The organism is Paenibacillus mendelii (assembly GCF_024498075.1).
Classification (GTDB): Bacteria; Bacillota; Bacilli; order Paenibacillales; family Paenibacillaceae; genus Paenibacillus_Z; species Paenibacillus_Z mendelii.
In genome coordinates this window covers 42,106-67,809 of sequence record NZ_JANHOF010000025.1, presented here as the reverse complement: position 1 = coordinate 67,809, position 25,704 = coordinate 42,106, and the positions used below count along the sequence as shown (strand labels likewise).

Below are 25,704 nucleotides of genomic sequence, written 5' to 3'. Positions count from 1 at the left end.
ATGCGCCGCAGGTCCATCTACAAGTGGCAGATTGCTCCGCCTTTCCCAATTCCCTCATGCGAGGAAATTGCGTATCCGGTATTAGCATTCGTTTCCGAATGTTATCCCAGTCTTGTAGGCAGGTTACCTACGTGTTACTCACCCGTCCGCCGCTAACTCCATTGAAAGCAAGCTTTCAATGAAATTCGCTCGACTTGCATGTATTAGGCACGCCGCCAGCGTTCGTCCTGAGCCAGGATCAAACTCTCCATAAAAGTGCGATCCGAAGACCGACTATATTGATAAGCTTGTTAGCTCAATACTTGTTAAATCTTTGCTTGACAGGTCGCTCATTGTTCAGTTTTCAAGGAACAAATACTCGTTTATTTCTTTTGTCGTTTGCTGTGTTGTTCTCAGCGGCGACTTTTATAAGATACCATAGGCGATATACACATTGCAATAGTTTTTTTATATTTTTTATGCATATTTTTTTATAACCCAATGTATTAGCGGTAGGTGCGCATATTTAATGCGTATCTTGAGAGCTCTTTAGGGGAAGCGATTCGAGCGTACATGCGGAAAATGATTTTATATCGTTTGGCAATCGCGGTTTTGATATCCCCATCAAGCCGGGAATCATTCAGATCAAGCAGCATCTCGTCTAGCTCTTTGCGTAGGACGTAATCGAGTTCTTTGCATTCTTTGTCGTTGAATAGTATTCCGAGCATAACCATAAGCTGCCTCCTTCGAGTAATTGGCACGCATGGACTCGGTCAATTTCACCTATCCTGCCTTCTGCGGCCAAAAAAAACGACGCCCGCGCTTGTCGCGTAGGACGCCGCCTTACTGTTATGCTCAGATTCTGGTAATTTTATTACTTCGACAGCAACCATACTGTAAAAGTACTTTCAATAACAGCTGCCGCCAGCAGCATGACTACGAGCAATACCATAATGGGAACGGTGCGTATGATGAATCGTTCCACTTCTTTTCCCCAGCCTGGGCGCCTCCCGAAAGCGGCACCTATTCCTTGGAAGATTATTTTCCCGAATCGCATGCCGTATGCACAAGCAATTAAAATCGCCGGTATTTCTAATATCCCGTGAGGAAGCAATCCTTTCACGACAATTGTAAAGAGCACGTCTCCTCCCTGCGCGGCCGCCTGACTCACAAAGTATCCAAGGATCATACCATTGACCGCCAGAAACAGAATCGGGATGATTCCAAATAATGCTCCCAAGTACATCACCAGGATCGACTTAATAACATTATTGAAGAAAATAAAAACCATAAAGCCGATCGTCGGATTCGCGCTCGAATCTATCGTTTCCGCCACTTGGCGCAGCCCATCGATTTGCCCGCGGATAAATGTGTCCAGCACCGGATTAGTCCCGCCGACAACCATGCCTGCAAGCAGTACGATCGTACTGAACGCCAGATAATGCTTCATGGACTTCATATGGCTAGTCAATTCACGCCACGCAAACACGTAAATCACCTCTTTATGCTTCTATTTTTGATGTGGGACGAATAAGTGAGTTGTACGAGCATAGATTGTACTAATACAAGCCCGAGAGAGGAGAGCTAGGCCCTATGAACATGTTTTATGTCGTGAACGGCCGCAAATTAAAGCGCTATTTTCTCATCTGTGTCGGAATCGTGTTCGCATGCGGGGTAATTTATGCCGAGAAGGACAACATAACGGTTTTTGCCCCTCAACAGCCTGCCGCGATTTACAGTATCCCCACAGACAAGAAAATTGTTGCTCTTACGTTCGACATTAGCTGGGGGGAAAAGAGAGCTTTACCCATTCTTAATGTACTAAAAGAAAAGCAAGTAAGTAAAGCTACCTTCTTCTTATCGGCACCTTGGAGTCAGACCCATCCCGATATCGTAAAGAAAATCGTCGATGACGGTTATGAGGTCGGCAGCCATGGACACAAACACGATAATTACAGCACGTTCAGCGATGAGGAGATCCGTCAGCAAATCACAACGGCCCATTCCATTCTATCGCAGGTAACGGGTAAGGCACCGAATTTGATTCGACTGCCCAATGGCGATTTTGACAAAAGAGTCCTTCGGATCGCTGAAGAGCTTCACTACAAGGTCATCCAATGGGATACAGATTCACTCGATTGGATGAACATCGGCACGGACAAAATCGTCAACCGCGTTGTGGAAAAAGCGCATCCCGGTGACATTATCCTCCTCCATGCCAGCGATTCCAGCAAGCAGACCCACGAGGCTCTGCCCGCTATTATCGACCAGCTCCGCGCTAAAGGTTATGAGTTCGTTACCGTATCCGAGTTAATTGCCCAAACCGAGGTTCAGGGCAAGACGGTACAGGATAAAACGGCCATGTATCAGCAGTTAGACGCTTCGGCGGGTTTTTAAATTAAATAAAAGAACTATACGGCCGGCTTCGCATTCGCTGCGGAGTCGGTCGTTTCTGTTGTTTCTTTGCGCAGCAGACGATGAAGCCACATGATTTGGTAAGCATTGCAGGCGAATAACGGGATCATCATAAAGACAATGGCCGTAGGGTTACTCTCACTAGATAGCGTCGGCCACGCTTCCAGCATGGTTCCGACATACAGCAGAAATAGGGTTGGAATGAATGCACCGTTGTTGGTTTGTTTGACTTTAAGGTACGAAACTAACCAGGAGGCTGCTGCAAGCGCGAGCGGCAGAACCCAAAACAGCCAGTTGTTTTGAAATGCTTCCCGATTCTGGTACAGAATGTAACCCAGCCCGCCAACGGCAAAAATGGTTGAATAAGCTTGTAAGGCGTTCCAAAGGTATTTTTTGCGGAGTACACTCAGGGCGATATAATTAAGGGTCAGGTAGGCAAAGAACCCCATTTGACTAAACACCCCAAACATTAACCCAACAAGCGCCATCATCAGCGCATTAAAGCCGGCAGCTTCGAGACCCATAAAACCGAAGGAAGCATCCGTCCACTGCATAATCGTCCCAATTACAATGGTCACAGCCGCACCTATGGCTGCAGTACTCCAAAACAAGAAAAACAATTTGCGTAAATTCACTTAAGGTCCACTCCTAAAGGTTTTCTACGTGTGCATAATCAGCCTTTATTTTACCACGTTCACAATAAAAAGCCACGACACGTCCATGATAATCCCATGAACATTGTCACATACTACAGGATAAACAAAACGTTGCACCATATCGTATCGAGAGGAGACGCATGGATTATGTTCAAACGCAGCTTACTAGTGGCTGCTTCAGCAATGTTGGCTGTCGTGCTGACGGGCTGCGGCTCGGAGCCATCAAGCGGACAAAGTGAAGCGATCAGTTATAAGGATATTAAAACGATGGTCATTGACATACTGAAGACGGAAGATGCCCAAAAGGCGCTGCAGGAATCGTCTATGAGCGGAAGCAGTGGATTAGGTTCAAAGATCATGTCTGTACAGGATCAAGAACAGGTTCGCTTGGCGGTAAAAGATACGCTTGTCTCACCTGATTACCATAAAGTAATTGAAAAGCTGATGACCGATCCCAAGTTCGCCGGGGAATTCGCCAAATCGGTCAGCAAAGAGAATAAGCAGCTGCATAAAGATTTAATTAAAGATCCCACTTATCAAAGCGACCTCATAAAAGTTTTGAAAAATCCAGAAATGGAGAAGATCATCCTTGAGGTGCTCGACAGCACTCAATATCGCAAGCAAATCTCAACCATTATGCAGGAATCCATGCAAAGTCCTCTTTATCGGCTGGAAATTCTGGAGTTGTTGAAGAAGGCCGTTCAGGAAGAGCTTAAGCCTAAGACGGATCAAAAACCCCAAAAGTCCGGTGAACAGCAGGGCGGTGGCGGAGAAGAAGGCGGCGGCGAGGATTCCGAGGGTATGAGCGAAGGAGAATAACCATCAATAAACCCGCTAGAAGTTACGGCATCCTGGAAGCCAACTTCTAGCGGGTTATTTGTTTATGCGCTATTCCTCTTTATACACCGCAGTTTGCGATGATTTTGTCGGCCATATCCAGATAGATCCGTCCCACAGGATGGTCCGCTTTATATACCGATGGCGTAAAATCCGGTTCCGACGGATGATTGTCCGGCGCACCAAGCGGAATTTGTGCCAGCATCTCCGTGTTTAACGATTCGGCTAATTTACCGCCGCCGCCCCGGCCGAAGATATATTCCGGTTCACCACACTTGCTGCATACATAATAGGACATATTCTCGACAACGCCGATAATTTCATGCTCCGTCTTAATGGCCATCGCACCAGCTCTTGCGGCTACGAAAGCCGCTGTAGCATGCGGCGTTGTGACGATGATCTCTTTACTTTGCGGGATGAGCTGGTGAACGTCCATCGCGATATCACCTGTGCCCGGCGGGAGATCAAGCAGCAGATAATCCAGCTCGCCCCATTCGATTTCCGCAAAAAAATTACGCAGCATCTTGCCCAGCATAGGTCCACGCCACACGATCGGAGCGTTATCATCTACGAAGAAGCCCATCGACATGACACTAACACCAAATTTCTTAATGGGGATAACTCGTTCGTTCACGACCTCCGGCCTCTCTTCAATACCCATCATATCAGGTACACTGAAGCCGTATATGTCTGCATCGATAATCCCGACACGCTTGCCCTTGCGAGCCAAGGCAACCGCCAGATTGACGGTTACAGTCGATTTGCCCACCCCACCCTTACCGCTGGCAACAGCAATAAATTGGACGCCGCTTCCGGCTCTTAGCAGAGGGTGTTCCTCCAGTCCGGCTCCATGACCGCGTATAGCGCCTCCTGAGCCTTCTCCTTGAGCGCCTCCGCCTTGCGGCTGCTGAGTATGGCCTGCGGCAGATGCTTGACCTTCAGCGGGCCTGAACCTGCAGTGCACGGTCTCGATACCCAATTCGGTGAATACCTGCCGAAGCGCAGCCTCGAATGAAGGCTGTGCTGCTTCTTGTACCCCCGCAATCGTCATAGCTACTTGCCCTTCCTTGACGACTATATCCCGGAAGGTTATCGTCGAATCCGCCGTTTTATTATAATCGGCCACAATTGCTTCAGCAGCCGTTAATACGTCCTCACGGGTCAACATTGTCGTTCATCTCCTCTATCAATGGCAGGCAGCGGAGAAATGTCACACATTGTCGCTGCACCGTTATGTACTGTGTATAGTATACCATAGATTGACCCATATCCAAGACATGCTGCAGCTCCAATAGCGCTTGCTTTAATTACCGACTTCGCCCGGTTTCACGCCCCATTTCTCCCCTGCGGTGTATCGGAGAATACCTTGATATATGGATGCCGCCACCTTCTTCTGATAGTCAGAGTCAACCAGCTGCTCTGCTTCTCCAGGATTGGATAAGAATCCGACTTCCACTAATGTCGTCGGAATGTTCTCCATCGCTTTCAGGACGTAAACATCGTTCTTTTTGGCTGCGAGCCGTTCTGTATTTTCCAAGTTTCTGCGAATCTCATCTTGAATGAAAGAAGCCAATATGGAATTATCCGGATGGTTCGGATAGAAGAATGTCTGGGCCCCCGACCAGCGCGGCGAAGGAATGCTATTCATATGAATGCTGATAAATAGGTGGGCGTTCTGATCCTTCACATATTGAACCCGCTGCACTAAATCCTCCGTCTTCCTCTTACTTAACTTCCGAGTTCCTTCCTGAGCAAGGTCATAATCACCTTCACGCGTCATCACGACGATGGCACCTGCTTGCTGCAAATAATCGCGCAGTTGTAAAGCAATGGCTAAATTGAGATCCTTCTCGATGGCTCCTTGCTTACTTACTGCACCGCCGTCCGCTCCCCCATGCCCCGCGTCAATGGCAATCGTCTTTCCCGATAGGGGAAGCGTCCAATAGGTCCAAGTCCGCGTCGATGGAACATCCTGCGATAATAGAAACACCGTCAACAGTACAGCCGCCATACCCAAACCAACTCTAAATACGCCTCGATATGTAATCCAGACGACCACCCGTTTACGTAATCCTCGCCTCACAAAAAACCACCCCAATTCCACAGCGATAAATATTCGCAAGCCTCCATGGCCAGTGCGCTCTTTATCATCATATGGGACGAGGTGGTCGGTTATGCGAATAAACAGGCTTGTTTAACTCACCGGTTGCTCTGACATGCCTTCGATCAGAATCTTTGCTACTTCCGGACGGGAAAACTCAGGCGGCGGACATACGCCATCACGCAGCAAGGCGCGAACTTTCGTTCCGGACAGTGTCAAATGATCGGCTTTGTCATGCGGGCAGGTTTTGCTCGAAGCCATGTTGCCGCACTTCGTGCAGAAGAAGCTATGCTCGAAGTACAGTGGCGTGATGCCCAGCTCTTCGATTGGGAAGGACTTCAAGAGATCCTGCGCTTCATAAGTTCCGTAGTAGTCACCTACGCCGGCATGATCGCGCCCAACGATGAAATGCGTACAGCCATAGTTCTTGCGTACCATAGCGTGGAATATCGCCTCACGAGGGCCTGCATAACGCATAGCCGCAGGGAATACGCCAAGGAACACGCGGTCTTCCGGATAATAATTCTCGAGCAGCGCGATATAGCTTTTCATTCTCACATTCGCAGGTACATCATCTGATTTGGTCTCGCCGACAAGCGGATTCAAGAACAAAGCATCTACAATCTCCATGGCACACTTCTGAATATATTCATGCGCCCGGTGAACGGGATTACGGGTCTGGAAACCGACGATCGTCTTCCAGCCTTTCTCAGCAAAGATACGGCGCGTTTCAGCCGGGTCAAAATAGAACTCATTGAATTTCTCCGGTACCGGACGATTCAATACGGTTATTGAGCCGCCCACATAAGTGGAAGGACGCTCGAATAGCTTCGCCACACCGGGATGCTCTTCATCATCTGTTTTGAAAATATGAACGGCTTCCCGTTTCTGATCCACTTTATAAATGCTCTCGATATCAATAACGGCATAAATGATGCCGTCTTCACCGATGAGAGACGCCTGCTGTCCTGGTGAAAGCTCTGATGCTGCATCTTCTTCAACAGCCAGTGTAATGGGTATGCTCCATACGGTACCGTCCGCCAGGCGCATACGTTCCACAACGGAATGATAATCAGCTTCGTTCATAAAACCAGTCAATGGTGAGAATGCTCCGACGCCAATCAGATCCAGATCTGAAATGGTCCACGTATTAACAAGAATGGAAGGGAATGATGCCGCCTCAGCCAGAAGTGATTCGCGTTCTGCTCCTGTTGCAATTCGGTTAATTAATACGCCGCCATGCGGCTGTATGCTGCTCATGTTCGTCTTTAGCCTCCTATTTATGCAAACCACATTCCGTTTTCACTTGCCCAGCCCAGCGGCCTGCACGAGGATCTTCTCCCGGCATGACTTGGCGTGTACATTGCTCACAGCCTATGCTTGGGTAGTTGTTATCATGCAGTGGATTATAGTATACATTGTTCTCTCTAATATAGCTCCATACGTCATCACTAGTCCAGTTCGCAATGGGATTAAATTTAATGAGTCCGAATTTCGTGTCATACTCGATTTTCTTCGCGTTTGCGCGAGTTGGCGCTTGATCACGACGAATCCCGGTAATCCATGCATCATACTTCGATAAAATTTGGGTGAGCGGCTCTACTTTACGAATGTTGCAGCACTGGTTGGCATCGCTTTTCCAAAGCTCCGGTCCAAACTGCTCGTTTTGCTCCTCCGGGGTCATAGCTGGTTTAACTTCAACAAACTTCATCCCGTAGATCTCCATCATTTTATCGCGTGTTTCATAGGTTTCTTTAAAATGAAAGTCCGTATCTAAGTAGAATATATCTGTCTTCGGACTGATCTTCTGCAGCATATCAACGATTACAACATCTTCCGCACCAAAGCTGCATGCGAACGTGATGTTAGGGAAGGTTTCAATGGCATACTGCAAGATCGCTTCAGGCGTTGCACCCTCAAGCTCCTCTGCTTTTTGTTTCACTAGCGCTTCCTTCTCGAAAAGGTTCATCGCAAGTACCTCCGTCATTATGTGAATTCCAAGTAATTTGATCTACTTTATATTATACGTCGAGAGATCGTTTTGTTCAATCACCTAATTGCAATGAAATTACAAAAAAACCCTTCTCTGCTGAGCAGAAAAGGGTTTGTATGTTGAGAAATTAACGTTTCGAGAACTGTGGCGCGCGGCGTGCCGCTTTCAAGCCGTATTTCTTACGTTCTTTCATACGTGGGTCACGAGTCAAGAATCCAGCGCGTTTCAGAGCCGGACGGAATTCTGGGTCGGCTTTGAGAAGTGCACGGGAAATACCGTGACGGATTGCACCGGCTTGACCGGAGATGCCTCCACCGTGAGCGATAACGAGGATGTCGTACTTGCTACCCGTTTCAGTCAACGTTAGTGGTTGTTTCACAATCAGCTTGAGTGTTTCGAGACCAAAGTAGTCGTTAAGGTCACGTTTATTAATAATGATTCGCCCTTCACCCGGCACGAGACGTACGCGTGCTACAGAGTGTTTACGACGACCGGTTCCATAGTATTGAACTTGAGCCATGAAACTGTCCTCCCTTTCAATTATCCGCGAAGTTCATAAACTTCTGGGTTTTGAGCTTGATGTGGGTGTTCCGAACCGGCATAAACTTTCAGTTTAAGCTTCATTTTGTCGCCAAGGCGATTCTTAGGAAGCATGCCATGGATAGCTTGTTCCAGAACTCTTTCTGGTGTTTTACTGAGCATGTTTTGAGCGGAAGTCACTTTCAAACCACCTTGATAGTGGGAGTGACGGTAGTACATTTTGTTTTGCAACTTTTTGCCTGTCAGAACGATTTTCTCAGCATTGACAACGACAACGAAGTCGCCTGTGTCCACGTGCGGAGTAAATTCGGGCTTGTGTTTACCGCGAATCAAGCTGGCTGCTTCACTTGCCAGACGGCCGAGCGTTTTGCCTTCCGCATCGATGACGTACCATTTGCGTTCAACTTCATTTGGCTTAGCCATATAGGTGGTGCGCATGGATGATCCTCCTTATTCATGTAACAACCGTTCATGTTATACACGTTCTCATGTATGAAGAAACGTTGCCGTTCCATCGGTTTATTCGTAATTGTTAGGATGTTTCGATCGGCTAACCAAGTCGGGGCTGTGGGAGAGCCACTTAGAAAGCACAAGTTATATTCTACTATATACAGCGCCTATGTGCAAGCAGTTTATTCGGATTATAAGCAACTATTCCGGGTATTCCACATGCAGCAAGGTTAGCCCCTGTGGAGGAGCTGTAGGACCTGCTTTCGTACGGTCTTTCGACGCCAAAATAGCGGGAATATCCTTGGCCTCCATTTTCCCTTCGCCAACCCAAATGGCTGTGCCGGCTATGATCCGAACCATGTTGTACAAGAAACCATTGCCTGTCACAAAGATGTCCAATCGGCCATCTCCCACTACAAGCTCAGCTTCATAAATTGTTCTGATATGACTCGGCTGCGTTGATTGCGGGGAAGCAAACGATGTAAAGTCATGCTCCCCCACCAGCGCAGCCAGCACATCCCTCATCGCGGATACATCCAGAGGTGCGTAATGATGAACCCGATATCGCCGCGTGAACACGTCCGGAAATTGGTTCGTATCGATTGTATACTGGTAGGTCTTGCGCTTCGCTGAATGCCTGGAATGAAACTCAGCTGAAACCTCGTCAGTACGAAGCACAACGATATCTTCAGGCAAGCGTGCATTGATGGCTAGTGTCCAACGTTCAGCGGGAATTCGAGAATTCGTCTGAAAGTTAAGAACTTGACCGCGCGCATGGACACCCGCATCCGTTCGACCGGAACCAATAATTCGAATCTCTTCTTTCGTCAGCACCTTAATGGCAGACTCAAGGATATCTTGAATCGTATTGCCGCTGGGCTGCGTCTGAAAGCCATTGTAGCGCGTCCCATCATAGCTGACGATCATTCGGATGTTCTTCATTGACGCAGCTCCTTCCCCGCCGACAAGGCGTCATCGCGGACAGCCGGTTGGAGATGCTTTGTACAATCTCTCAAGAAGTTGTCCCAAACTATTAACGGATCCCAATCGTGCACCCAGAGACTTCCGGTTTTCAAACAAAAAAAGGTGGCCGCAAGGTCCACCCTTTCTTATCTACGCGCGATCCACTAGTTCCAAATATACCATAGGCGCTGAATCGCCACGGCGTGGTCCCAGCTTCAGAATCCGCGTGTAACCGCCCGGACGTTCCGAGTAACGGGTAGCCAATTCGGAGAACAGTTTTTGGATTGCGTCCTGCCCACCATCGATTGACTCGCGGCGAACGAAAGCAGCTACTTGACGACGAGCATGAAGATCGCCACGTTTCGCAAGCGTAATCAGCTTCTCAGCGATCGGGCGAAGTTCTTTCGCTTTCGCTTCCGTCGTTTGAATGCGCTCATACAGGAACAAGTCGGTGACCAGATCGCGGAACAGTGCTTTACGCGAGCTTGCGTCACGGCTCAACTTAGAATATGCCATTGATTTTCCCCTCCTTAAAGATTTGCTAAGCAACGCTGTGGGATATCCAAGAAAGTTTTGAGGCGCAGTTGCCAGCAAATCTGATCCTAGAAAGCATTCACTTAGGCTAGTGTAACCAACCTGCTGTTACTCCTCCATGCGAAGGCCAAGACCGAGTTCTTCGAGCTTCTCTTGAACTTCTTCCAAAGACTTGCGTCCGAGGTTCCGGACTTTCATCATGTCTTCTTCCGTTTTCGTGATTAGCTCTTGTACGGTATTGATGCCTGCACGTTTCAGACAATTGTACGAGCGTACCGAAAGATCCAGTTCCTCAATCGTCATCTCGAGGACTTTTTCTTTCTTGTCTTCTTCTTTCTCAACCATAATTTCAGCATCTTTCGCTTCATCGGTCAACCCGACGAATAAATCAAGATGCTCCGTTAAAATTTTGGCTCCGAGACTTACTGCCTCTTCCGGCCGAATGCTGCCGTCGGTCCATACTTCAAGCGTTAGTTTGTCGTAGTTGGTCACTTGACCGACACGGGTATTCTCGACGCTGTAGTTCACGCGTGTAATTGGGGTGTAAATCGAATCAACTGGAATAACACCAATTGGTTGATCATCACGCTTATTACGGTCCGCTTGAACATAGCCGCGTCCACGATTTGCAAATACCCGCATATGGAGCCGCGCACCGGAAGCCAGGGTCGCGATATGAAGATCAGGGCTCAATATTTCGACATCGCTGTCCGCGCGAATATCGCCCGCCGTTACGTTACCATCGCCTTCCGCATCAATCTCCAATACCTTCTCTTCGTCGGAATGGATTTTGAGCGAAAGACTTTTCAGGTTCAGAATGATTTCGGTAACGTCCTCAATCACTCCCGGAACCGTGGAAAACTCGTGAAGCACACCGTCGATTTGAACCGAGGTTACAGCTGCACCCGGCAGCGACGACAACAGAATTCGGCGCAGCGAATTTCCTAGTGTCGTGCCATATCCGCGTTCCAGCGGTTCGACTACGAAACGTCCGTAAGTGCCATCCTCGTTCAGCTCTACGGTTTCGATTTTCGGCTTTTCGATCTCAATCACTAATAGTACCCTCCTTCAAAACGTCGCTCCGTTACCATGATCGCTAATGTAGTCAAATCATGTAGTATGGCAAACCTTCACAACCATTATTCACAAGTTGTTGTTATTTGATACCACAAGTGTATGACTACACGCGACGACGTTTCGGCGGACGGCATCCGTTATGCGGAACAGGTGTTACGTCCTTAATGAGGTTAACTTCAAGACCAGCAGCCTGCAATGAGCGGATTGCCGCTTCACGGCCAGCGCCTGGACCTTTAACCATCACTTCAACTGCTTTCATACCGTGTTCCATAGCCGCTTTAGCTGCAGATTCTGCTGCCATTTGTGCTGCGAACGGCGTGCTTTTGCGGGAACCTTTGAACCCGAGGTTACCTGAGCTTGCCCAGGAAATCGCATTGCCGTGCGGGTCGGTAATCGTGACGATCGTGTTGTTGAACGTGGAGCGGATGTGCGCTACGCCCGACTCGATATTTTTGCGGTCACGACGTTTGGTACGAACCACTTTTTTCGGTTTAGCCATTTTAGTTATCCCCCCTTATTATTTCTTCTTGTTCGCTACAGTCCGACGAGGACCTTTACGCGTACGAGCATTTGTTTTCGTTCGTTGTCCGCGAACAGGCAGCCCACGACGGTGGCGAACGCCACGATAGCAGCCGATCTCAATCAGACGCTTAATATTAAGCGAAATCTCGCGACGAAGGTCGCCTTCAACTTTTACCGTTTTGTCGATTGTTTCGCGCAAGCGGCTAACTTCGTCTTCCGTCAAATCGCGAACGCGGGTTTGTTCACTGATACCCGTTGTGCTCAAGATTTTGTCGGCCGTCGTTTTACCGATTCCGAAAATGTACGTCAAAGCGATAACTACGCGTTTATCACGCGGCAAGTCTACACCAGCAATACGTGCCATGTAACGTTATCCCTCCTTTATCCTTGTTTTTGTTTGTGTTTCGGATTTTCACAGATCACCATAACGTTGCCTTTGCGGCGAATGACTTTGCATTTCTCGCAAATTGGCTTAACAGAAGGTCTAACCTTCATTGTGATTACCTCCCGAGTTCTTCGTCAGAAGACCCGCTCTAAGAAGGTCTACTTCCGATAGGTAATGCGTCCTCTAGACAGATCATAAGGCGACAACTGAATGACCACTTTATCTCCGGTCAGAATGCGGATGAAGTGCATTCTGAGCTTGCCCGATACATGGGCGAGAATTTGATGTCCGTTTTCCAGTTCTACCTTGAACATAGCGTTGGGCAGCGGTTCGACGACCGTACCTTCGACTTCAATGACGTCTTCTTTGGCCACAGTCATTCTCCTTTCCCTTGCACATACTTCTGAATCGCAAAACGCAGCTTGGCGTTGGTTACTCGGCCGGTTTCCCGCATGCTGTCCGTCACTTCATGACTGACGACCGGTTGCATCAGAAGATGCATAGCGTTCTTCTTCTTCGGTTGATCGAAGCGCCGCTTGTCGCCGTCTGCAATGAGTACGAAACGATCATCGACAATACCGATGATGATGGCAAAGTCTCCTTCGTCCTTCCCGCGCAGCACTTTGACGATGCGGCCGATTTCAGGCATTATTTCCAATGCGCTCAACCTGCCTGCTCTCCACTTTGGGTTAAAATTTCATAGCCATCCGCAGTTACCGCTACAGTATGCTCAAAATGAGCGCACCATGTACCGTCCTGCGTAACAACCGTCCAATTATCCTCCAGCGTACGAACGTACCGTTCTCCAATGATGACCATCGGTTCGATTGCGAGCACCATGCCTGGTTTCAGACGCGGTCCGCGATCCGGTATGCCGTAGTTCGGAATTTGCGGTTCTTCATGGAGGTCTGCACCTATACCATGACCAACATATTCACGAACGACGGAGAAGCTAGCCTCTTCGATCACTTTTTGAATTGCATGCGAGATCGTAAACAACCGAACATCCGGTTTCACTAGTGCAAGTCCGGCATAGAGTGACTGTTCGGTCACATCAAGCAGACGCTGCGTTTCTTCACTGATATCCCCAACACCGTACGTCCAGGCGGAGTCGCCATGGAAGCCTTCGAATTGGGCACCGATATCGATACTGATGATATCGCCGTCATTCAGCTTGCGTGAACCCGGAATCCCGTGCACCAGCTCTTCGTTTACAGAAGCGCAAATACTGCCAGGAAATTGATTGTAACCTTTGAAAGAAGGTACGGCTTTTTGACTTCGAATGAATGTCTCCGCAATGCCGTCAAGCTCGCGGGTCGTAACGCCTGGACGAACCGCCTGCTTGAGCAAACGATGAGTCTCGGCAACGATCCTGCCAGCTTCCCTCATATATCGCAACTCCGCTTCGGATTTGCATATAATCATTCTGCAGAACCTCGCAAACAAGATACGATATCTGCCGTTACCTCGTCGATTTCCTTCTCGCCGTCCACTTCGCGGAGCAGCCCTTTGCCTGTGTAGTAATTGAGCAGTGGAGCTGTCTTGGAAATGTATTCGTCGAGACGTGTACCAACTTTCGCTTCCGTATCGTCTGACCGCTGATACAGCTCGCCGCCGCATTTATCACATACACCCTCTTGTTTCGGAGGATTGAACATGACGTGGTAAGTTGAGCCACATGATTTGCAAATGCGACGACCGGTCAGCCGCGCAAGCAGCAAACCGCGGTCAACTCTCAAGTTCACGACATGATCGATGCTGCGCCCCATATCGGAGAGCATATGATCAAGCGCTTCTGCTTGTTGAAGCGTCCGCGGGAAACCGTCGAGCAGAAAGCCTTTGTTGCAGTCTTCCAGCAGCAGACGTTCACGAACGATACCGTTAGTGATTTCGTCCGGTACGAGAAGCCCCTGGTCAACGTATTCTTTCGCCTTTTGCCCAAGCGGCGTGCCTTCTTTCATAGCCAAGCGGAATGCATCGCCCGTCGATATATGCGGTATGCCGAAAGTATCGACAATTCGCTCGGCTTGCGTGCCTTTCCCAGCGCCGGGAGGACCCATGAATAAAATGTTCATTAGCGTGTTCCTCGCTTTAAGCACAATAGGCCCTAAACGGGTTCCAGCACGAGAACAGGAAGTGCGGAAGCCCGAATTTGAACCTATCGTTATTTATTGATAAACCCTTTGTAATGGCGCTTAATCAATTGGCTCTCGATTTGCTTCATCGTATCAAGCGCAACACCGACGACGATCAGCAATGAAGTTCCTCCAAGCTGTACGGAACGATCTAGTCCTGCCAATGAACCAAAAGCAACAGGTAGAATCGAAATTACCGCCAGGAAGAGTGCACCGCTTAGCGTAATCCGCGACATGACACGAGTGATGTAAGAGGAAGTCGGCTTACCCGGACGTATTCCCGGAATATAACCACCATTCTTTTTCATTTGATCGGCCATTTGCACAGGATTGATTTGCACGAAGGTATAGAAGAACGTAAACCCAATAATCAGTATGATGTAAAGCACCATACCGAGTGGCTTATCATAATACATGTGATTCTGAACCCATTGCGCCCATTCATGAGTAGACCAGAACTGTGCGATCGTAATTGGGAACATCAAGAGTGATACGGCAAAGATAACCGGTATTACACCTGCTCCGTTTACTTTTAATGGGATGTGCGTGGATTGACCGCCATACATCTTCCGGCCGACTACACGCTTCGCGTATTGTACCGGAATTTTGCGAATCCCTTGCTGCACGAAGATAACCCCGACGATAATCGCGATAATCGCGATAACCATGATAACCACTTTGACGATATTGAGGAACAATGCGTCTCCAACATCAACAAATTGATCTGTAAAGATCGTCCGAATGTGTCCTGGGAATGAAGCCGCGATTGCGGCAAAGATTAAGATCGAGATTCCGTTACCGATACCTCTTTCCGTAATCTGCTCACCGAGCCACATTAGGAAGGCCGTGCCCGCTGTCAGGATAATCGCAATGGTGAGATAATCCGTAAACGTCGCACCGGGAATCATTTCGTACTGATACTGGCGGTTGAAGCCAATCGCCGTACCAAAGCCTTGGATTAGCCCGAGTATGATCGTGCCATAACGCGTAATTTGTGCAAGCTTCTTCTTCCCGTTCTCCCCTTCTTTCGCCCATTCGGAGAATTTCGGGATAACGTCCATCGAAAGCAGCTGCACGATAATGGACGCCGTGATATACGGCGTAATCCCAATTGCGAAGATCGAAAATTGGAATAGCGCACCACCGGAGAACGTGTTAAGCAGACCGAAAAGGTCTGCACCGCTTTGGTCAACCTGTTTAAATACATCTTTATTGACCCCAGGGACCGGGATAAAAGATCCGATACGGTAAATCAACAAGATGAACAGGGTGAACAAAATCCGTCTGCGGAGGTCTTCCACTTTCCAAATGTTGGACACGGTCTTGAACAATTAGATCACCTCGGTTTTACCGCCGGCAGCCTGGATTTTCTCTACCGCAGATTGAGAGAACTTGTTTGCTTTCACCGTCAGCTGAACGCTGATTTCGCCGTTACCCAAAACTTTGATACCGCTTTGTGGGTTTTTGACGATCCCTTGCTCCATAAGCAGCTCAGGAGTTACTTCCGTACCTGCTGCGAAGCTGTTCAGCTCATCGATGTTAACAATCGCATACTCTTTACGGAATGGGTTGTTGAAGCCGCGCTTAGGAACACGACGGTACAACGGGTTTTGACCGCCTTCGAAACCTGGACGGACACCGCCGCCGGAGCGAGCGTTTTGCCCTTTGTGACCACGGCCAGCCGTTTTACCGTTGCCGCTGCCGATACCACGACCTTTACGAAAGCCCTCTGGACGGGAACCCTCAGTTGGTGTGAGCTCATGCAATTTCATCGTTCGTTGCACCTCCTTAAAGTTTTTGTGCTACTACCTAGGTTAAACTTCCATGCAAGCAAAACTTGCTTCGGAAGGTTAAACTAAGTTATTACATCGCTACCTGCTGAGTATTATTCAAGCAAAAACCCGTTTCGGAAGCATACGCTGCAATGCTGCGCCGCTTCCAGTAGAGCTCTATTGCATGATGAAATACTTGCTTGAAGCGTTAGTTTGAATATGCCGAGATCCGGCAATATGCTTTATACTTCTTCAACTTTTACCAAATGGCTAACATGGTTCACCATGCCGCGAATGGCCGGACTGTCATCATGGACAACCGATTGGTTGATCTTACGCAAACCAAGCGTATTTACCGTTGCACGTTGCTTCTCGTTACGGCCGATTAGGCTGCGGACGAGGGTGATTTGCAATTTTGCCATCGTATTCCCCTCCTTAACCCAAAAGCTCTTTAACGGTTTTTCCACGTAGTTTGGCCACATCTTCTGCACGCTTCAGACGGGAAAGTCCTTCTAACGTTGCATTGACCATGTTCATCGAGTTGGAAGAACCAAGCGATTTCGTGAGAATATCGCCTACACCAGCTAGCTCAAGAACAGCACGAACAGGGCCGCCAGCGATCACTCCGGTACCTTCCGATGCCGGTTTGAGCAGTACGCGTCCTGCGCCAAAATGTCCAAGTACTTGGTGTGGGATTGTTGTTCTAACAAACGGCACGTGGATCAGGTTTTTCTTAGCATCTTCAATGCCTTTACGGATTGCATCGGGAACTTCTCCCGCTTTGCCGATACCTGCGCCAACATTGCCTTTGCCATCGCCGACAACTACAAGCGCACTAAAGCTGAAACGGCGTCCGCCTTTTACAACTTTTGAAACGCGATTGATTTGAACTACTTTTTCAGTCAGTTCTAACGCATTCGGATCTATACGCAAGTCGTTTTACCTCCTTATTAAGTAATGTCGATTAGAATTGAAGTCCGGCTTCGCGAGCTGCGTCTGCCAGTGCTTGAATTCTGCCATGATACAAGTATCCGCCACGGTCGAATACGACTTGCTCTACGCCTTTCGCTTTCGCACGGTTTGCGATGAGTTCGCCGATTTTGCGGGCTGCCTCAACGTTACCACCATTTCCAACTTCGCCAACTTCTTTGTCGAGTGTAGATGCGGCTGCGATCGTTACGCCTTGAACGTCGTCAATCAACTGTGCGTAGATGTGTTTGGAAGAACGGAATACAGACAAACGCGGACGTTGTGCTGTGCCGTTGATTTTCTTACGAACGCGCAGGTGACGTTTCAAACGGGCTTTGTTTTTGTCGCTTTTTGTAATCATTCGAAAGACACTCCTTTCTTTCGGTCCTTATGAAGCTATCCGATTAAGCGGCCGTGAAGGACGCTTACTTCTTCTTACCAGCTTTACCTTCTTTGCGAATAATACGCTCGCCTTCATACTTGATCCCTTTACCTTTATACGGCTCAGGCTCACGTACGGAACGGATTTTCGCAGCTGTTGCGCCAACGAGTTCTTTATCGATTCCTTTAACGATGATTTTCGTGTTGGAAGGAAGTTCGAACTCAATGCCGGATTCCGGTGTAATCTCAACCGGGTGCGAGTAACCAACGTTCAAGACGACTTTCTCGCCGCTCTTGCTTGCGCGGTAACCTACGCCTACGAGTTCAAGGTTTTTGGAGAAACCTTCGGTTACGCCATTCACCATGTTCGCGATCAAGCTGCGAGTCGTACCGTGCAGAGAACGATGCAATTTATTATCGGATGGACGTTCAACAGTAAGTGAGTTCTCTTCAAGAACTACTTTCATGTCTTTGTGAAGTTCACGGCTAAGCGTGCCCTTCGGTCCTTTAACTGTAATTACAGTGCTGTCCAAGTTAATGTTTACGCCACCAGGCACTTGGATCGGTTTGCGGCCAATACGAGACATTTGTTACACCTCCAATCGTTGTGACAGTTTATTACCAAACGTAGCAGAGTACTTCGCCGCCGGATTTAACTTGACGGGCTTCTTTATCGGTCATAATCCCTTGGGACGTGGAGATGATCGCCATTCCCAAACCGCCCAGTACGCGAGGGACTTCAGTGCTTTTCGTGTAAACGCGCAGGCCTGGTTTGCTAATACGCTTCAAACCTGTGATGACGCGCTCTTGGTTAGGGCCATATTTTAGGAAAATACGGATAATCCCTTGTTTGTTATCTTCGATATACTCGGCATCGCGGATAAAGCCCTCGCGTTTCAAAATCTCAGCGATTTGCTTCTTGACTTTCGAAGCAGGCATTTCCACTTTCTCGTGACGCACAACATTCGCGTTGCGAATACGCGTCAGCATATCTGCGATAGGATCAGACATAACCATTGTGTGAACCTCCTTCCCGAACTAGGCTGATTACCAGCTTGCTTTTTTAACGCCAGGAATCTGGCCTTTGTATGCTAACTCACGGAAACAAATCCGGCAAATTTTGAACTTTTGCAAAACGGAATGTGGACGGCCGCAACGTTCGCAGCGCGTATAAGCACGCACTTTGAATTTAGGATCGCGTTGCTGCTTAATCTTCATCGAAGTTTTTGCCACTTGGTTCTACACCTCCTGTGGATTACTTCGCAAACGGCATGCCCATTTGGGTCAGCAGCTCACGAGCTTCTTCGTCCGTTTTTGCCGTCGTGACGATGACGACGTCCATACCGCGAACTTTGTCTACTTTATCGTACTCGATCTCCGGGAAGATCAGTTGTTCTTTCAGGCCAAGCGTATAGTTACCGCGGCCGTCGAATGCTTTCGTCGATACACCGCGGAAGTCGCGGACACGCGGAAGCGAAACATTGAACAGTTTGTCAAGGAAGTAATACATACGCTCGCCGCGCAGTGTTACTTTAACCCCGATTGGCATGTTCTCGCGAAGTTTGAAACCAGCGATCGATTTCTTAGCGCGGGTTACAACCGGTTTTTGTCCGGAAATCATGCGAAGATCTTCAACTGCAGTGTCAAGCACTTTGGAGTTTGCAACTGCTTCGCCAACACCCATGTTGATAACAATCTTCTCAATCTTCGGCACTTGCATGACCGTTGTATAATTAAACTTCTGCATCAAAGCAGGTGTAATATCATTCAGGAAACGATCCTTCATTCTTGCTGCCATGTTTCATGGTCCTCCTTTCTTTAGAACGGTGAATTAGTCGATCACTTCACCGGATTTTTTAGCGATCCGGACTTTTTTGCCGTTATCGAGCACTTTGTATCCGATACGAGTTACTTGTCCGCTCTTCGGATCAATGTGCATAACGTTCGAAACGTGAATTGGCGCTTCCTGTTCAATGATTCCACCTTGTGGATTCGTTTGAGAAGGGCGTGAATGCTTCTTCACCATATTGACGCCTTCGACGAGTACGCGGTTCTCACGTGGATAAGCAGCAATGATCCGGCCTTTCTTGCCTTTATCTTTACCGCTGATTACGATCACGTTGTCGTCTTTCTTCACGTGCAGTTTATTGCTATGGGATTCCAACACTTTTTTCAACCGTGGCATGAGTTACACCTCCTGCATGCTTGCGCTGATGCGCGAGCTATTTGATCAAGGTTCTTAGATAACTTCTGGAGCGAGCGATACGATCTTCATGAAGTCACGGTCGCGAAGTTCGCGAGCAACTGGTCCGAAAATACGTGTGCCGCGTGGGCTTTTGTCTTCTTTCACGATTACAGCTGCATTCTCATCGAATGTGATGTAGGAACCGTCTTTACGGCGTACGGAACGCTTAGTACGAACGATTACCGCTTTAACAACATCACCTTTTTTGACAACGCCACCTGGTGTTGCTTGTTTAACGGAGCAGACGATCAAATCGCCGATATGGCCAACACGACGTCCTGTGCCACCGAGTACACGAATGCACATCAGTTCTTTCGCGCCAGAGTTGTCAGCGACAGCTAAACGCGTAAATGGTTGAATCATTTTAACGTCCTCCTTTCGGAAAAATGCTTAAGGAAAGCATCCTTTACAATACGACTGCTACTTCTACGATTTCGACCAGGCGGAACCGTTTGTCCTTCGAAAGCGGACGAGTCTCCATGATTTTGACGGTATCGCCAATTTTCGCTTCGTTGTTCTCGTCATGCGCCTTAAATTTCTTGGTGTACTTGATGCGTTTATGGTACAAATTGTGTTTTTTGTAGGTTTCTACAGAAACAACAATTGTTTTGTCCATTTTGTCGCTCACGACTTTACCGATTTGAACTTTGCGGGCATTGCGATCGCTCATGTTCTTCCTCCTTCCAACGATAACCATTTGATATCGTTAACTGATATTCCGTGTTTAGCTGCTTATTCCCAGTTCTCTCTCACGCAGAATGGTTTTGGCACGAGCTATTTCTTTACGCACATCACGGATTCGAGTCGGGTTATCCAATTGACCGGTAGCCAATTGAAAACGAAGGTTGAACAACTCTTCTTTAAACCCGGCGACTTTTTGTTCGATCTCAGCAGAAGTCAGGTTGCGGAATTCACTAGCTTTCATTTGCTTCACCACCCACTTCTTCGCGTTTCACGAACTTCGTTTTGATTGGGAGTTTGTGGGCAGCAAGACGCATCGCTTCGCGAGCGGTCTCTTCCGAAACACCAGCAAGTTCAAACATGATCTTACCTGGTTTCACAACCGAAACCCATTTCTCCACGTTACCTTTACCGCTACCCATCCGCACTTCAAGCGGCTTTTGAGTGATTGGCTTATGTGGGAAAATTTTGATCCAAACTTTACCACCACGTTTGATATAACGGGTCATTGCGATACGCGCAGATTCGATCTGGCGGTTCGTGATCCAACCCGGTTCCATTGCTTGTAAGCCGTATTCGCCGAAGGCCACTTCCGTGCCGCCTTTTGCGCGACCTCTCATGCTACCGCGTTGTTGTTTGCGGTGTTTGACGCGTTTTGGTACCAACATGATTAGTTGCCTCCTTCCTGGGGAGCTGCTACTTTCTTCTTCGACGGAAGGATTTCGCCGCGATAGATCCATACTTTTACGCCAATGCGGCCGTAAGTCGTATGTGCTTCAGCTGTGCCGTAATCAATATCGGCGCGCAGTGTATGAAGCGGAACCGTACCTTCGCTGTAACCCTCCGTACGTGCGATCTCCGCACCGCCCAGACGTCCGCTGACCGATGTTTTAATCCCTTTAGCACCTGCACGAGTAGTCCGTTGAATCGATTGTTTCATCGCACGACGGAACGAAACGCGGCGCTCAAGTTGTTGAGCAATACTCTCTGCAACAAGAATTGCATCGAGTTCTGGATTTTTGATCTCAGAAATGTTGATGTGAATCTTTTTGCCTTTGGAGATTTTTGCAAGTTCCGTGCGCAGGTTTTCTACTTCGGAACCGCCTTTACCGATAACCATCCCCGGTTTAGCTGTATGAATCGTAACGTTCACGCGATTAGCAGCACGTTCGATTTCGAAACGGGACACAGCCGCGTCTTTCAACTTGTTTTTCAAGTATTCGCGGATTCTCACGTCTTCCATGAGCAGTTCGCCAAAGTCTTTGCCTGCGTACCATTTGGATTCCCAATCACGGATAATACCAATACGAAGACCGACTGGATTTACCTTTTGACCCACACGTTTTCCCTCCTTATTTTTCGGATACCACCAATGTGATGTGGCTGGTTCTTTTATTGATCCGGCTAGCACGACCCATCGCACGAGGACGGAAACGTTTCATTGTAGGACCTTGGTTTACGTATACCTGAGCGATAACCAGCTTATTGACGTCCAACTGGAAATTATGCTCCGCATTTGCAATTGCCGAGTTTAGCAATTTCTCAACGATCGGAGAAGCTGACTTCGGCGTATGGCGCAAGATCGCGATCGCTTCGCCTACTTGCTTGCCGCGGATCAAGTCCACAACCAGCTGGGCTTTACGAGGTGCAATGCGCACGTGATTAACACTCGCTTTTGCTTGTTGCATGGATGTACCTCCTTTCGTTCATGAGAACTTATCGAATGGCCGATTAACGACGGCCTGTTTTCTTGTCATCGTCACCGTGGCCTTTGTACGAGCGCGTAGGTGCGAATTCACCAAGCTTATGGCCTACCATATCTTCCGTTACATACACCGGTACATGTTTGCGTCCATCATATACCGCGAATGTGTGACCGATGAATTGTGGGAAAATAGTTGAACGGCGGGACCAGGTTTTAACGACAACCTTTTTATTCGACTCGTTCAGAACTTCAACTTTTTTCAGCAGGTAACCGTCAATAAACGGCCCTTTCTTCAAACTGCGACCCATAGATGATCCTCCCTTCACGAGACATCGCGTGACGAGCTGTCACGCGGCGGCGTCTATGCGCCTATTACTTCGTACGACGACGAACAATGTATTGGCTTGATGCTTTTTTCTTCTTGCGTGTTTTGTAACCAAGCGTCGGTTTGCCCCATGGAGACATAGGCGATTTACGACCGATTGGTGCACGGCCTTCACCACCACCGTGTGGGTGATCGTTCGGGTTCATGACGACACCGCGGACTTCAGGACGCTTGCCGAGCCAACGGTTACGACCGGCTTTACCGATTTTCACGAGTTCGTGATCCTCGTTGCCTACAGAACCAATTGTTGCACGGCATTTTTTCAGAATGCGACGAACTTCACCGGAAGAAAGACGGATAACTGCATAGTCGTCCTCTTTACCTAGAAGTTGAGCTTCAGTACCAGCTGCGCGAACCAACTGTCCGCCTTTGCCTGGCTTCATCTCGACGTTGTGGATAACCGTACCGACTGGAATGTTTTCCAAAGGCATTGCGTTACCGATTTTAATGTCGGAACCTGCTCCAGATACGATTTTGTCGCCCACTTTCAAACCTTTTGGTGCAAGGATGTACCGTTTTTCACCATCCACATAGTGGATAAGTGCGATATTCGACGTACGGTTCGGATCATACTCAATCGTTGCTACATTACCAACGATGCCATCCTTGTTCCGTTTGAAGTCGATAATCCGATACTTGCGTTTATGGCCGCCACCATGATGGCGAACCGTGATTTTACCTTGATTGTTGCGGCCTGCTTTTTTGAAAAGCGGCGCAAGAAGCGATTTCTCCGGTGTGCTTGTCGTAATTTCCTCGAATGTCGAGACGGACATTGCACGGCGGGCCGGGGAAGTCGGTTTATACTTCTTAATTGGCACTTCGATTCCCTCCTTAACCGTTATCTAACGGTGGTTCTCGGTCAGAACTTCAACCGTTATTAAACCGTCTCGAAAAATTCTAGTTCGTTGCTGTCATCGCTCAGTTGAACGATCGCCTTTTTCCATTCGGATGTATATCCGTTATAGCGGCCATAACGCTTCGGCTTCGCTGGCATACGCATCGTGTTTACTTTCGAAACTTTTACTTTAAAGATTTGTTGAATGGCGTCTTTGATTTCGGTTTTATTCGCGCGGATGTCCACTTCGAACACATAACGCTTGTTCGCCATGAAATCGCTCGTTTGTTCCGTAATAATCGGGCGCTTGATAAGATCGCGTGGGTTCTTCATTACGCAAGCACCTCCTGTACTTTCTCTACTGCATCTTTGGTAATGATAAGCTTGTCATGTACCATGACATCCAGAACATTAATGCCGTCAGCTGCGACGAACTTAATTCCTGGAATATTGCGAGCGGACAAAGCTACGTTATCTTCGTAGTTAGCCGTAACAACAAGTGCTTTACGACCTACTTTGAGGTTGTTCAAAATAGATGCAAATTCTTTTGTTTTCGGTGCCGCAAACGCCAACTGGTCGAGTACGATAATATCGTTATCGATTACTTTGGAAGAGAGAGCGGATTTAATCGCCAGACGGCGAACTTTCTTAGGAAGCTTGAAACCATAGCTGCGTGGTACCGGTCCAAAAACCGTACCGCCGCCAACCCATTGCGGGGAGCGGATGCTACCTTGGCGAGCGCGACCTGTTCCTTTTTGTTTCCAAGGCTTACGGCCGCCGCCACGAACCTCAGAGCGTCCTTTAGTCTTGTGCGTACCTTGACGTTCTGCAGCTTGCTGCAGCAGTACTGCGCTATGCAATACATGAACGTTTGGCTGAATGCCAAACACGTTTTCGGACAATTCCAATTCGCCAACTTGCGAACCATTCACGCTAAAAAGTGCTACTTTAGGCATTGCTTGTTCCTCCTTTCTGAGAGCAATTATTTCTTAACAGTCAATCTTACTTTAACATAAGAGTTTTTCGGACCAGGAATCGCACCTTTAACGAGCAGTACATTGCGGTCAGTATCGACGCGTACGATCTCAAGGTTTTGAATCGTTACAGTCTCGTTACCCATGTGACCCGGAAGTTTTTTGCCTTTTGGTACGCGGTTCGCTTGAATCGAGCCCATAGAACCAGGACCACGATGGTAGCGCGAGCCGTGAGCCATTGGGCCGCGGCTTTGGTTCCAACGTTTAATGTTACCTTGGAAACCTTTACCCTTCGAAATACCTGTTACGTCAACGAATTCGCCTGCTGTGAACAGATCAGCTTTCACTACTTGGCCAACCTCATATTCACCAACATTAATACCGCGAATTTCACGAACGTAGCGCTTAGGAGCTGTTTCAGCTTTTTTCGCATGGCCGATTTCCGGCTTCGTTGCGCGTTTTTCTTTCTTATCCGAAAAACCGAGTTGAATAGCTTCGTAGCCATCATTCTCCTGGTCTTTCTTTTGAAGGACGACGTTCGGGCCTGCTTCGATAACCGTTACCGGTATAACGTTGCCTTCAGCCGTGAACACTTGCGTCATTCCTAGTTTTTTCCCTAAGATACCTTTCATGTTGACACCTCTTTTCCTTTCCAGTCTCCGTTATGCTTGCCTTACAGTTTAATTTCGATATCTACACCGGATGGCAGATCAAGTCGCATTAATGCATCTACCGTTTGCGGCGTTGGGTTAACAATATCGATCAAGCGCTTGTGTGTGCGCATTTCGAATTGTTCCCGAGAATCCTTGTACTTGTGTACAGCGCGCAGAATGGTGATGATTTGCTTTTCAGTCGGAAGCGGAATCGGTCCCGACACACCTGCACCGGATCGTTTCGCAGTTTCCACAATTTTCTCTGCGGACTGATCAAGAATTCTGTGATCGTACGCTTTCAAGCGTATACGAATCTTTTGCTTTGCCATATAAGTCCCTCCTTCTATCGCCCAATTATTTATCGGACATACTCCACGAGAAAACCCGACACAGCCCCTCATGGCAAAGGAGCCGGGTGTGTCGACAACCTCTCGCATCATCGCAACGTCACAGACCAACGTCCACTATTATATCTAAAATGGAAGGCGAATGCAACAAGTAATTTAGGCTTGTTACA

43 protein-coding genes and 1 rRNA gene are annotated in these 25,704 nt (G+C 48.2%); 2 read left to right on the top strand and 42 right to left on the bottom strand.

From position 1 onward, the window contains the following. The 3 genes from NNL21_RS33735 to NNL21_RS33725 all read right to left on the bottom strand — a co-directional run. Window positions 1-254, bottom strand: a 16S ribosomal RNA gene (locus tag NNL21_RS33735); the annotation flags it as partial. A gap of 231 nt (window positions 255-485) precedes the next feature. Then, window positions 486-707 (bottom strand): hypothetical protein, encoded by a 222-nt coding sequence (locus tag NNL21_RS33730; RefSeq protein WP_204822572.1) that lies wholly within the window; start codon window positions 705-707, stop codon window positions 486-488. A gap of 146 nt (window positions 708-853) precedes the next feature. After that, on the bottom strand, window positions 854-1,468 hold the full coding sequence (locus tag NNL21_RS33725) for a stage II sporulation protein M (protein WP_204822563.1): 615 nt from the start codon (window positions 1,466-1,468) through the stop codon (window positions 854-856). Between the two features lie 104 nt (window positions 1,469-1,572). Between NNL21_RS33725 and pdaB the strand changes: the two genes are divergently transcribed. Then, window positions 1,573-2,376: a polysaccharide deacetylase family sporulation protein PdaB gene (pdaB, locus tag NNL21_RS33720; RefSeq protein WP_204822562.1), complete on the top strand. Its 804-nt coding sequence runs from the start codon at window positions 1,573-1,575 to the stop codon at window positions 2,374-2,376. 14 nt (window positions 2,377-2,390) lie between these two features. Here the strand turns inward: pdaB and NNL21_RS33715 are convergent, their stop codons facing one another. Beyond that, complete coding sequence (locus tag NNL21_RS33715) at window positions 2,391-3,029, bottom strand: KinB-signaling pathway activation protein (RefSeq protein WP_204822561.1); 639 nt, start codon at window positions 3,027-3,029, stop codon at window positions 2,391-2,393. Between the two features lie 30 nt (window positions 3,030-3,059). Between NNL21_RS33715 and gerD the strand changes: the two genes are divergently transcribed. Beyond that, the gene (gene gerD / locus NNL21_RS33710) at window positions 3,060-3,869 is read left to right on the top strand and encodes a spore germination lipoprotein GerD (RefSeq protein ID WP_309145370.1); all 810 of its coding nucleotides are present in this window, start codon (window positions 3,060-3,062) and stop codon (window positions 3,867-3,869) included. 79 nt (window positions 3,870-3,948) lie between these two features. On the opposite strand, the gene salA is transcribed toward gerD, so the two are convergent. From salA to rpsJ, 38 genes are all read right to left on the bottom strand, one after another. Then, a complete protein-coding gene (gene salA, locus NNL21_RS33705; RefSeq protein WP_204822560.1) occupies window positions 3,949-5,055 on the bottom strand; it encodes an iron-sulfur carrier protein/transcriptional regulator SalA in 1,107 nt (368 codons plus the stop codon). A 135-nt stretch (window positions 5,056-5,190) separates the two neighbouring features. Further along, window positions 5,191-5,970 carry an N-acetylmuramoyl-L-alanine amidase CwlD gene (gene cwlD, locus NNL21_RS33700; RefSeq protein WP_256555663.1) on the bottom strand — a complete coding sequence of 260 codons (780 nt, stop codon included), beginning with the start codon at window positions 5,968-5,970 and terminating at the stop codon, window positions 5,191-5,193. A gap of 111 nt (window positions 5,971-6,081) precedes the next feature. Beyond that, window positions 6,082-7,248 carry a sulfate adenylyltransferase gene (gene sat / locus NNL21_RS33695; protein WP_204822559.1) on the bottom strand — a complete coding sequence of 389 codons (1,167 nt, stop codon included), beginning with the start codon at window positions 7,246-7,248 and terminating at the stop codon, window positions 6,082-6,084. Window positions 7,249-7,264: 16 nt separating this feature from the next. Beyond that, window positions 7,265-7,957 carry a phosphoadenylyl-sulfate reductase gene (locus NNL21_RS33690; protein ID WP_204822558.1) on the bottom strand — a complete coding sequence of 231 codons (693 nt, stop codon included), beginning with the start codon at window positions 7,955-7,957 and terminating at the stop codon, window positions 7,265-7,267. Window positions 7,958-8,108: 151 nt separating this feature from the next. Beyond that, window positions 8,109-8,501 carry a 30S ribosomal protein S9 gene (gene rpsI, locus NNL21_RS33685; RefSeq protein ID WP_204822557.1) on the bottom strand — a complete coding sequence of 131 codons (393 nt, stop codon included), beginning with the start codon at window positions 8,499-8,501 and terminating at the stop codon, window positions 8,109-8,111. Between the two features lie 20 nt (window positions 8,502-8,521). Then, the gene (gene rplM / locus NNL21_RS33680; protein WP_204822556.1) at window positions 8,522-8,959 is read right to left on the bottom strand and encodes a 50S ribosomal protein L13; all 438 of its coding nucleotides are present in this window, start codon (window positions 8,957-8,959) and stop codon (window positions 8,522-8,524) included. Window positions 8,960-9,172: 213 nt separating this feature from the next. Continuing rightward, window positions 9,173-9,913: a tRNA pseudouridine(38-40) synthase TruA gene (gene truA, locus NNL21_RS33675; protein ID WP_204822555.1), complete on the bottom strand. Its 741-nt coding sequence runs from the start codon at window positions 9,911-9,913 to the stop codon at window positions 9,173-9,175. Window positions 9,914-10,084: 171 nt separating this feature from the next. Then, window positions 10,085-10,450, bottom strand: a complete 366-nt coding sequence (gene rplQ / locus NNL21_RS33670) for a 50S ribosomal protein L17 (protein WP_204822554.1) — start codon at window positions 10,448-10,450, stop codon at window positions 10,085-10,087. A gap of 126 nt (window positions 10,451-10,576) precedes the next feature. Next, window positions 10,577-11,521 (bottom strand): DNA-directed RNA polymerase subunit alpha, encoded by a 945-nt coding sequence (locus NNL21_RS33665; protein ID WP_204822553.1) that lies wholly within the window; start codon window positions 11,519-11,521, stop codon window positions 10,577-10,579. 127 nt (window positions 11,522-11,648) lie between these two features. Further along, a complete protein-coding gene (gene rpsK / locus NNL21_RS33660) occupies window positions 11,649-12,044 on the bottom strand; it encodes a 30S ribosomal protein S11 (RefSeq protein WP_148933645.1) in 396 nt (131 codons plus the stop codon). A gap of 18 nt (window positions 12,045-12,062) precedes the next feature. Continuing rightward, on the bottom strand, window positions 12,063-12,431 hold the full coding sequence (gene rpsM, locus NNL21_RS33655; protein WP_204822552.1) for a 30S ribosomal protein S13: 369 nt from the start codon (window positions 12,429-12,431) through the stop codon (window positions 12,063-12,065). A gap of 17 nt (window positions 12,432-12,448) precedes the next feature. Continuing rightward, the gene (gene rpmJ, locus NNL21_RS33650; protein ID WP_003333770.1) at window positions 12,449-12,562 is read right to left on the bottom strand and encodes a 50S ribosomal protein L36; all 114 of its coding nucleotides are present in this window, start codon (window positions 12,560-12,562) and stop codon (window positions 12,449-12,451) included. A gap of 48 nt (window positions 12,563-12,610) precedes the next feature. Continuing rightward, window positions 12,611-12,826 (bottom strand): translation initiation factor IF-1, encoded by a 216-nt coding sequence (gene infA, locus NNL21_RS33645; protein ID WP_006037922.1) that lies wholly within the window; start codon window positions 12,824-12,826, stop codon window positions 12,611-12,613. A gap of 2 nt (window positions 12,827-12,828) precedes the next feature. Beyond that, window positions 12,829-13,101 carry a KOW domain-containing RNA-binding protein gene (locus tag NNL21_RS33640; RefSeq protein ID WP_204822569.1) on the bottom strand — a complete coding sequence of 91 codons (273 nt, stop codon included), beginning with the start codon at window positions 13,099-13,101 and terminating at the stop codon, window positions 12,829-12,831. Window positions 13,102-13,115: 14 nt separating this feature from the next. Further along, entirely contained in the window at window positions 13,116-13,877 is a 762-nt protein-coding gene (map, locus tag NNL21_RS33635; protein WP_204822551.1) for a type I methionyl aminopeptidase, read from the bottom strand. Then, window positions 13,874-14,527 carry an adenylate kinase gene (locus NNL21_RS33630; protein WP_204822550.1) on the bottom strand — a complete coding sequence of 218 codons (654 nt, stop codon included), beginning with the start codon at window positions 14,525-14,527 and terminating at the stop codon, window positions 13,874-13,876. The genes map and NNL21_RS33630 overlap by 4 nt, the downstream gene beginning before the upstream one ends. Before the next feature lie 89 nt (window positions 14,528-14,616). After that, window positions 14,617-15,918, bottom strand: coding sequence for a preprotein translocase subunit SecY (gene secY / locus NNL21_RS33625; RefSeq protein ID WP_204822549.1), 1,302 nt, complete (start codon window positions 15,916-15,918; stop codon window positions 14,617-14,619). Further along, window positions 15,919-16,359, bottom strand: coding sequence for a 50S ribosomal protein L15 (gene rplO, locus NNL21_RS33620; protein WP_204822548.1), 441 nt, complete (start codon window positions 16,357-16,359; stop codon window positions 15,919-15,921). A gap of 242 nt (window positions 16,360-16,601) precedes the next feature. Further along, the gene (gene rpmD, locus NNL21_RS33615) at window positions 16,602-16,781 is read right to left on the bottom strand and encodes a 50S ribosomal protein L30 (protein ID WP_204822547.1); all 180 of its coding nucleotides are present in this window, start codon (window positions 16,779-16,781) and stop codon (window positions 16,602-16,604) included. Between the two features lie 13 nt (window positions 16,782-16,794). Then, window positions 16,795-17,292, bottom strand: a complete 498-nt coding sequence (rpsE, locus tag NNL21_RS33610) for a 30S ribosomal protein S5 (protein WP_204822546.1) — start codon at window positions 17,290-17,292, stop codon at window positions 16,795-16,797. 31 nt (window positions 17,293-17,323) lie between these two features. Continuing rightward, entirely contained in the window at window positions 17,324-17,689 is a 366-nt protein-coding gene (gene rplR, locus NNL21_RS33605; protein WP_204822545.1) for a 50S ribosomal protein L18, read from the bottom strand. 64 nt (window positions 17,690-17,753) lie between these two features. Continuing rightward, window positions 17,754-18,296 carry a 50S ribosomal protein L6 gene (gene rplF, locus NNL21_RS33600; protein ID WP_204822544.1) on the bottom strand — a complete coding sequence of 181 codons (543 nt, stop codon included), beginning with the start codon at window positions 18,294-18,296 and terminating at the stop codon, window positions 17,754-17,756. A 31-nt stretch (window positions 18,297-18,327) separates the two neighbouring features. After that, window positions 18,328-18,726 carry a 30S ribosomal protein S8 gene (gene rpsH / locus NNL21_RS33595; RefSeq protein WP_204822543.1) on the bottom strand — a complete coding sequence of 133 codons (399 nt, stop codon included), beginning with the start codon at window positions 18,724-18,726 and terminating at the stop codon, window positions 18,328-18,330. Between the two features lie 30 nt (window positions 18,727-18,756). Then, on the bottom strand, window positions 18,757-18,942 hold the full coding sequence (locus tag NNL21_RS33590; protein ID WP_204822542.1) for a type Z 30S ribosomal protein S14: 186 nt from the start codon (window positions 18,940-18,942) through the stop codon (window positions 18,757-18,759). Window positions 18,943-18,964: 22 nt separating this feature from the next. Next, window positions 18,965-19,507, bottom strand: a complete 543-nt coding sequence (gene rplE, locus NNL21_RS33585) for a 50S ribosomal protein L5 (protein ID WP_204822541.1) — start codon at window positions 19,505-19,507, stop codon at window positions 18,965-18,967. A gap of 33 nt (window positions 19,508-19,540) precedes the next feature. Continuing rightward, window positions 19,541-19,894, bottom strand: a complete 354-nt coding sequence (gene rplX, locus NNL21_RS33580; protein ID WP_256555661.1) for a 50S ribosomal protein L24 — start codon at window positions 19,892-19,894, stop codon at window positions 19,541-19,543. Window positions 19,895-19,948: 54 nt separating this feature from the next. Further along, window positions 19,949-20,317 carry a 50S ribosomal protein L14 gene (gene rplN, locus NNL21_RS33575; RefSeq protein ID WP_204822540.1) on the bottom strand — a complete coding sequence of 123 codons (369 nt, stop codon included), beginning with the start codon at window positions 20,315-20,317 and terminating at the stop codon, window positions 19,949-19,951. A 43-nt stretch (window positions 20,318-20,360) separates the two neighbouring features. Beyond that, a complete protein-coding gene (gene rpsQ / locus NNL21_RS33570) occupies window positions 20,361-20,624 on the bottom strand; it encodes a 30S ribosomal protein S17 (RefSeq protein ID WP_204822539.1) in 264 nt (87 codons plus the stop codon). 54 nt (window positions 20,625-20,678) lie between these two features. Further along, on the bottom strand, window positions 20,679-20,879 hold the full coding sequence (rpmC, locus tag NNL21_RS33565) for a 50S ribosomal protein L29 (protein ID WP_204822538.1): 201 nt from the start codon (window positions 20,877-20,879) through the stop codon (window positions 20,679-20,681). Beyond that, window positions 20,869-21,303 (bottom strand): 50S ribosomal protein L16, encoded by a 435-nt coding sequence (gene rplP, locus NNL21_RS33560; RefSeq protein WP_204822537.1) that lies wholly within the window; start codon window positions 21,301-21,303, stop codon window positions 20,869-20,871. The genes rpmC and rplP overlap by 11 nt, the downstream gene beginning before the upstream one ends. Window positions 21,304-21,305: 2 nt before the next feature. Beyond that, window positions 21,306-21,974 (bottom strand): 30S ribosomal protein S3, encoded by a 669-nt coding sequence (rpsC, locus tag NNL21_RS33555; RefSeq protein ID WP_204822536.1) that lies wholly within the window; start codon window positions 21,972-21,974, stop codon window positions 21,306-21,308. Between the two features lie 13 nt (window positions 21,975-21,987). Further along, window positions 21,988-22,323, bottom strand: a complete 336-nt coding sequence (gene rplV / locus NNL21_RS33550) for a 50S ribosomal protein L22 (RefSeq protein WP_204822535.1) — start codon at window positions 22,321-22,323, stop codon at window positions 21,988-21,990. 43 nt (window positions 22,324-22,366) lie between these two features. Then, a complete protein-coding gene (rpsS, locus tag NNL21_RS33545) occupies window positions 22,367-22,648 on the bottom strand; it encodes a 30S ribosomal protein S19 (protein ID WP_204822534.1) in 282 nt (93 codons plus the stop codon). Window positions 22,649-22,712: 64 nt separating this feature from the next. After that, window positions 22,713-23,543, bottom strand: a complete 831-nt coding sequence (gene rplB, locus NNL21_RS33540; RefSeq protein ID WP_204822533.1) for a 50S ribosomal protein L2 — start codon at window positions 23,541-23,543, stop codon at window positions 22,713-22,715. Window positions 23,544-23,602: 59 nt separating this feature from the next. After that, window positions 23,603-23,893, bottom strand: coding sequence for a 50S ribosomal protein L23 (rplW, locus tag NNL21_RS33535; protein WP_204822532.1), 291 nt, complete (start codon window positions 23,891-23,893; stop codon window positions 23,603-23,605). Further along, on the bottom strand, window positions 23,893-24,516 hold the full coding sequence (rplD, locus tag NNL21_RS33530; protein WP_204822531.1) for a 50S ribosomal protein L4: 624 nt from the start codon (window positions 24,514-24,516) through the stop codon (window positions 23,893-23,895). The genes rplW and rplD overlap by 1 nt, the downstream gene beginning before the upstream one ends. Before the next feature lie 26 nt (window positions 24,517-24,542). Further along, window positions 24,543-25,166, bottom strand: coding sequence for a 50S ribosomal protein L3 (gene rplC, locus NNL21_RS33525; RefSeq protein ID WP_204822530.1), 624 nt, complete (start codon window positions 25,164-25,166; stop codon window positions 24,543-24,545). A gap of 41 nt (window positions 25,167-25,207) precedes the next feature. Continuing rightward, window positions 25,208-25,516 carry a 30S ribosomal protein S10 gene (gene rpsJ / locus NNL21_RS33520; protein ID WP_005544556.1) on the bottom strand — a complete coding sequence of 103 codons (309 nt, stop codon included), beginning with the start codon at window positions 25,514-25,516 and terminating at the stop codon, window positions 25,208-25,210. Window positions 25,517-25,704: the final 188 nt, after the last annotated feature.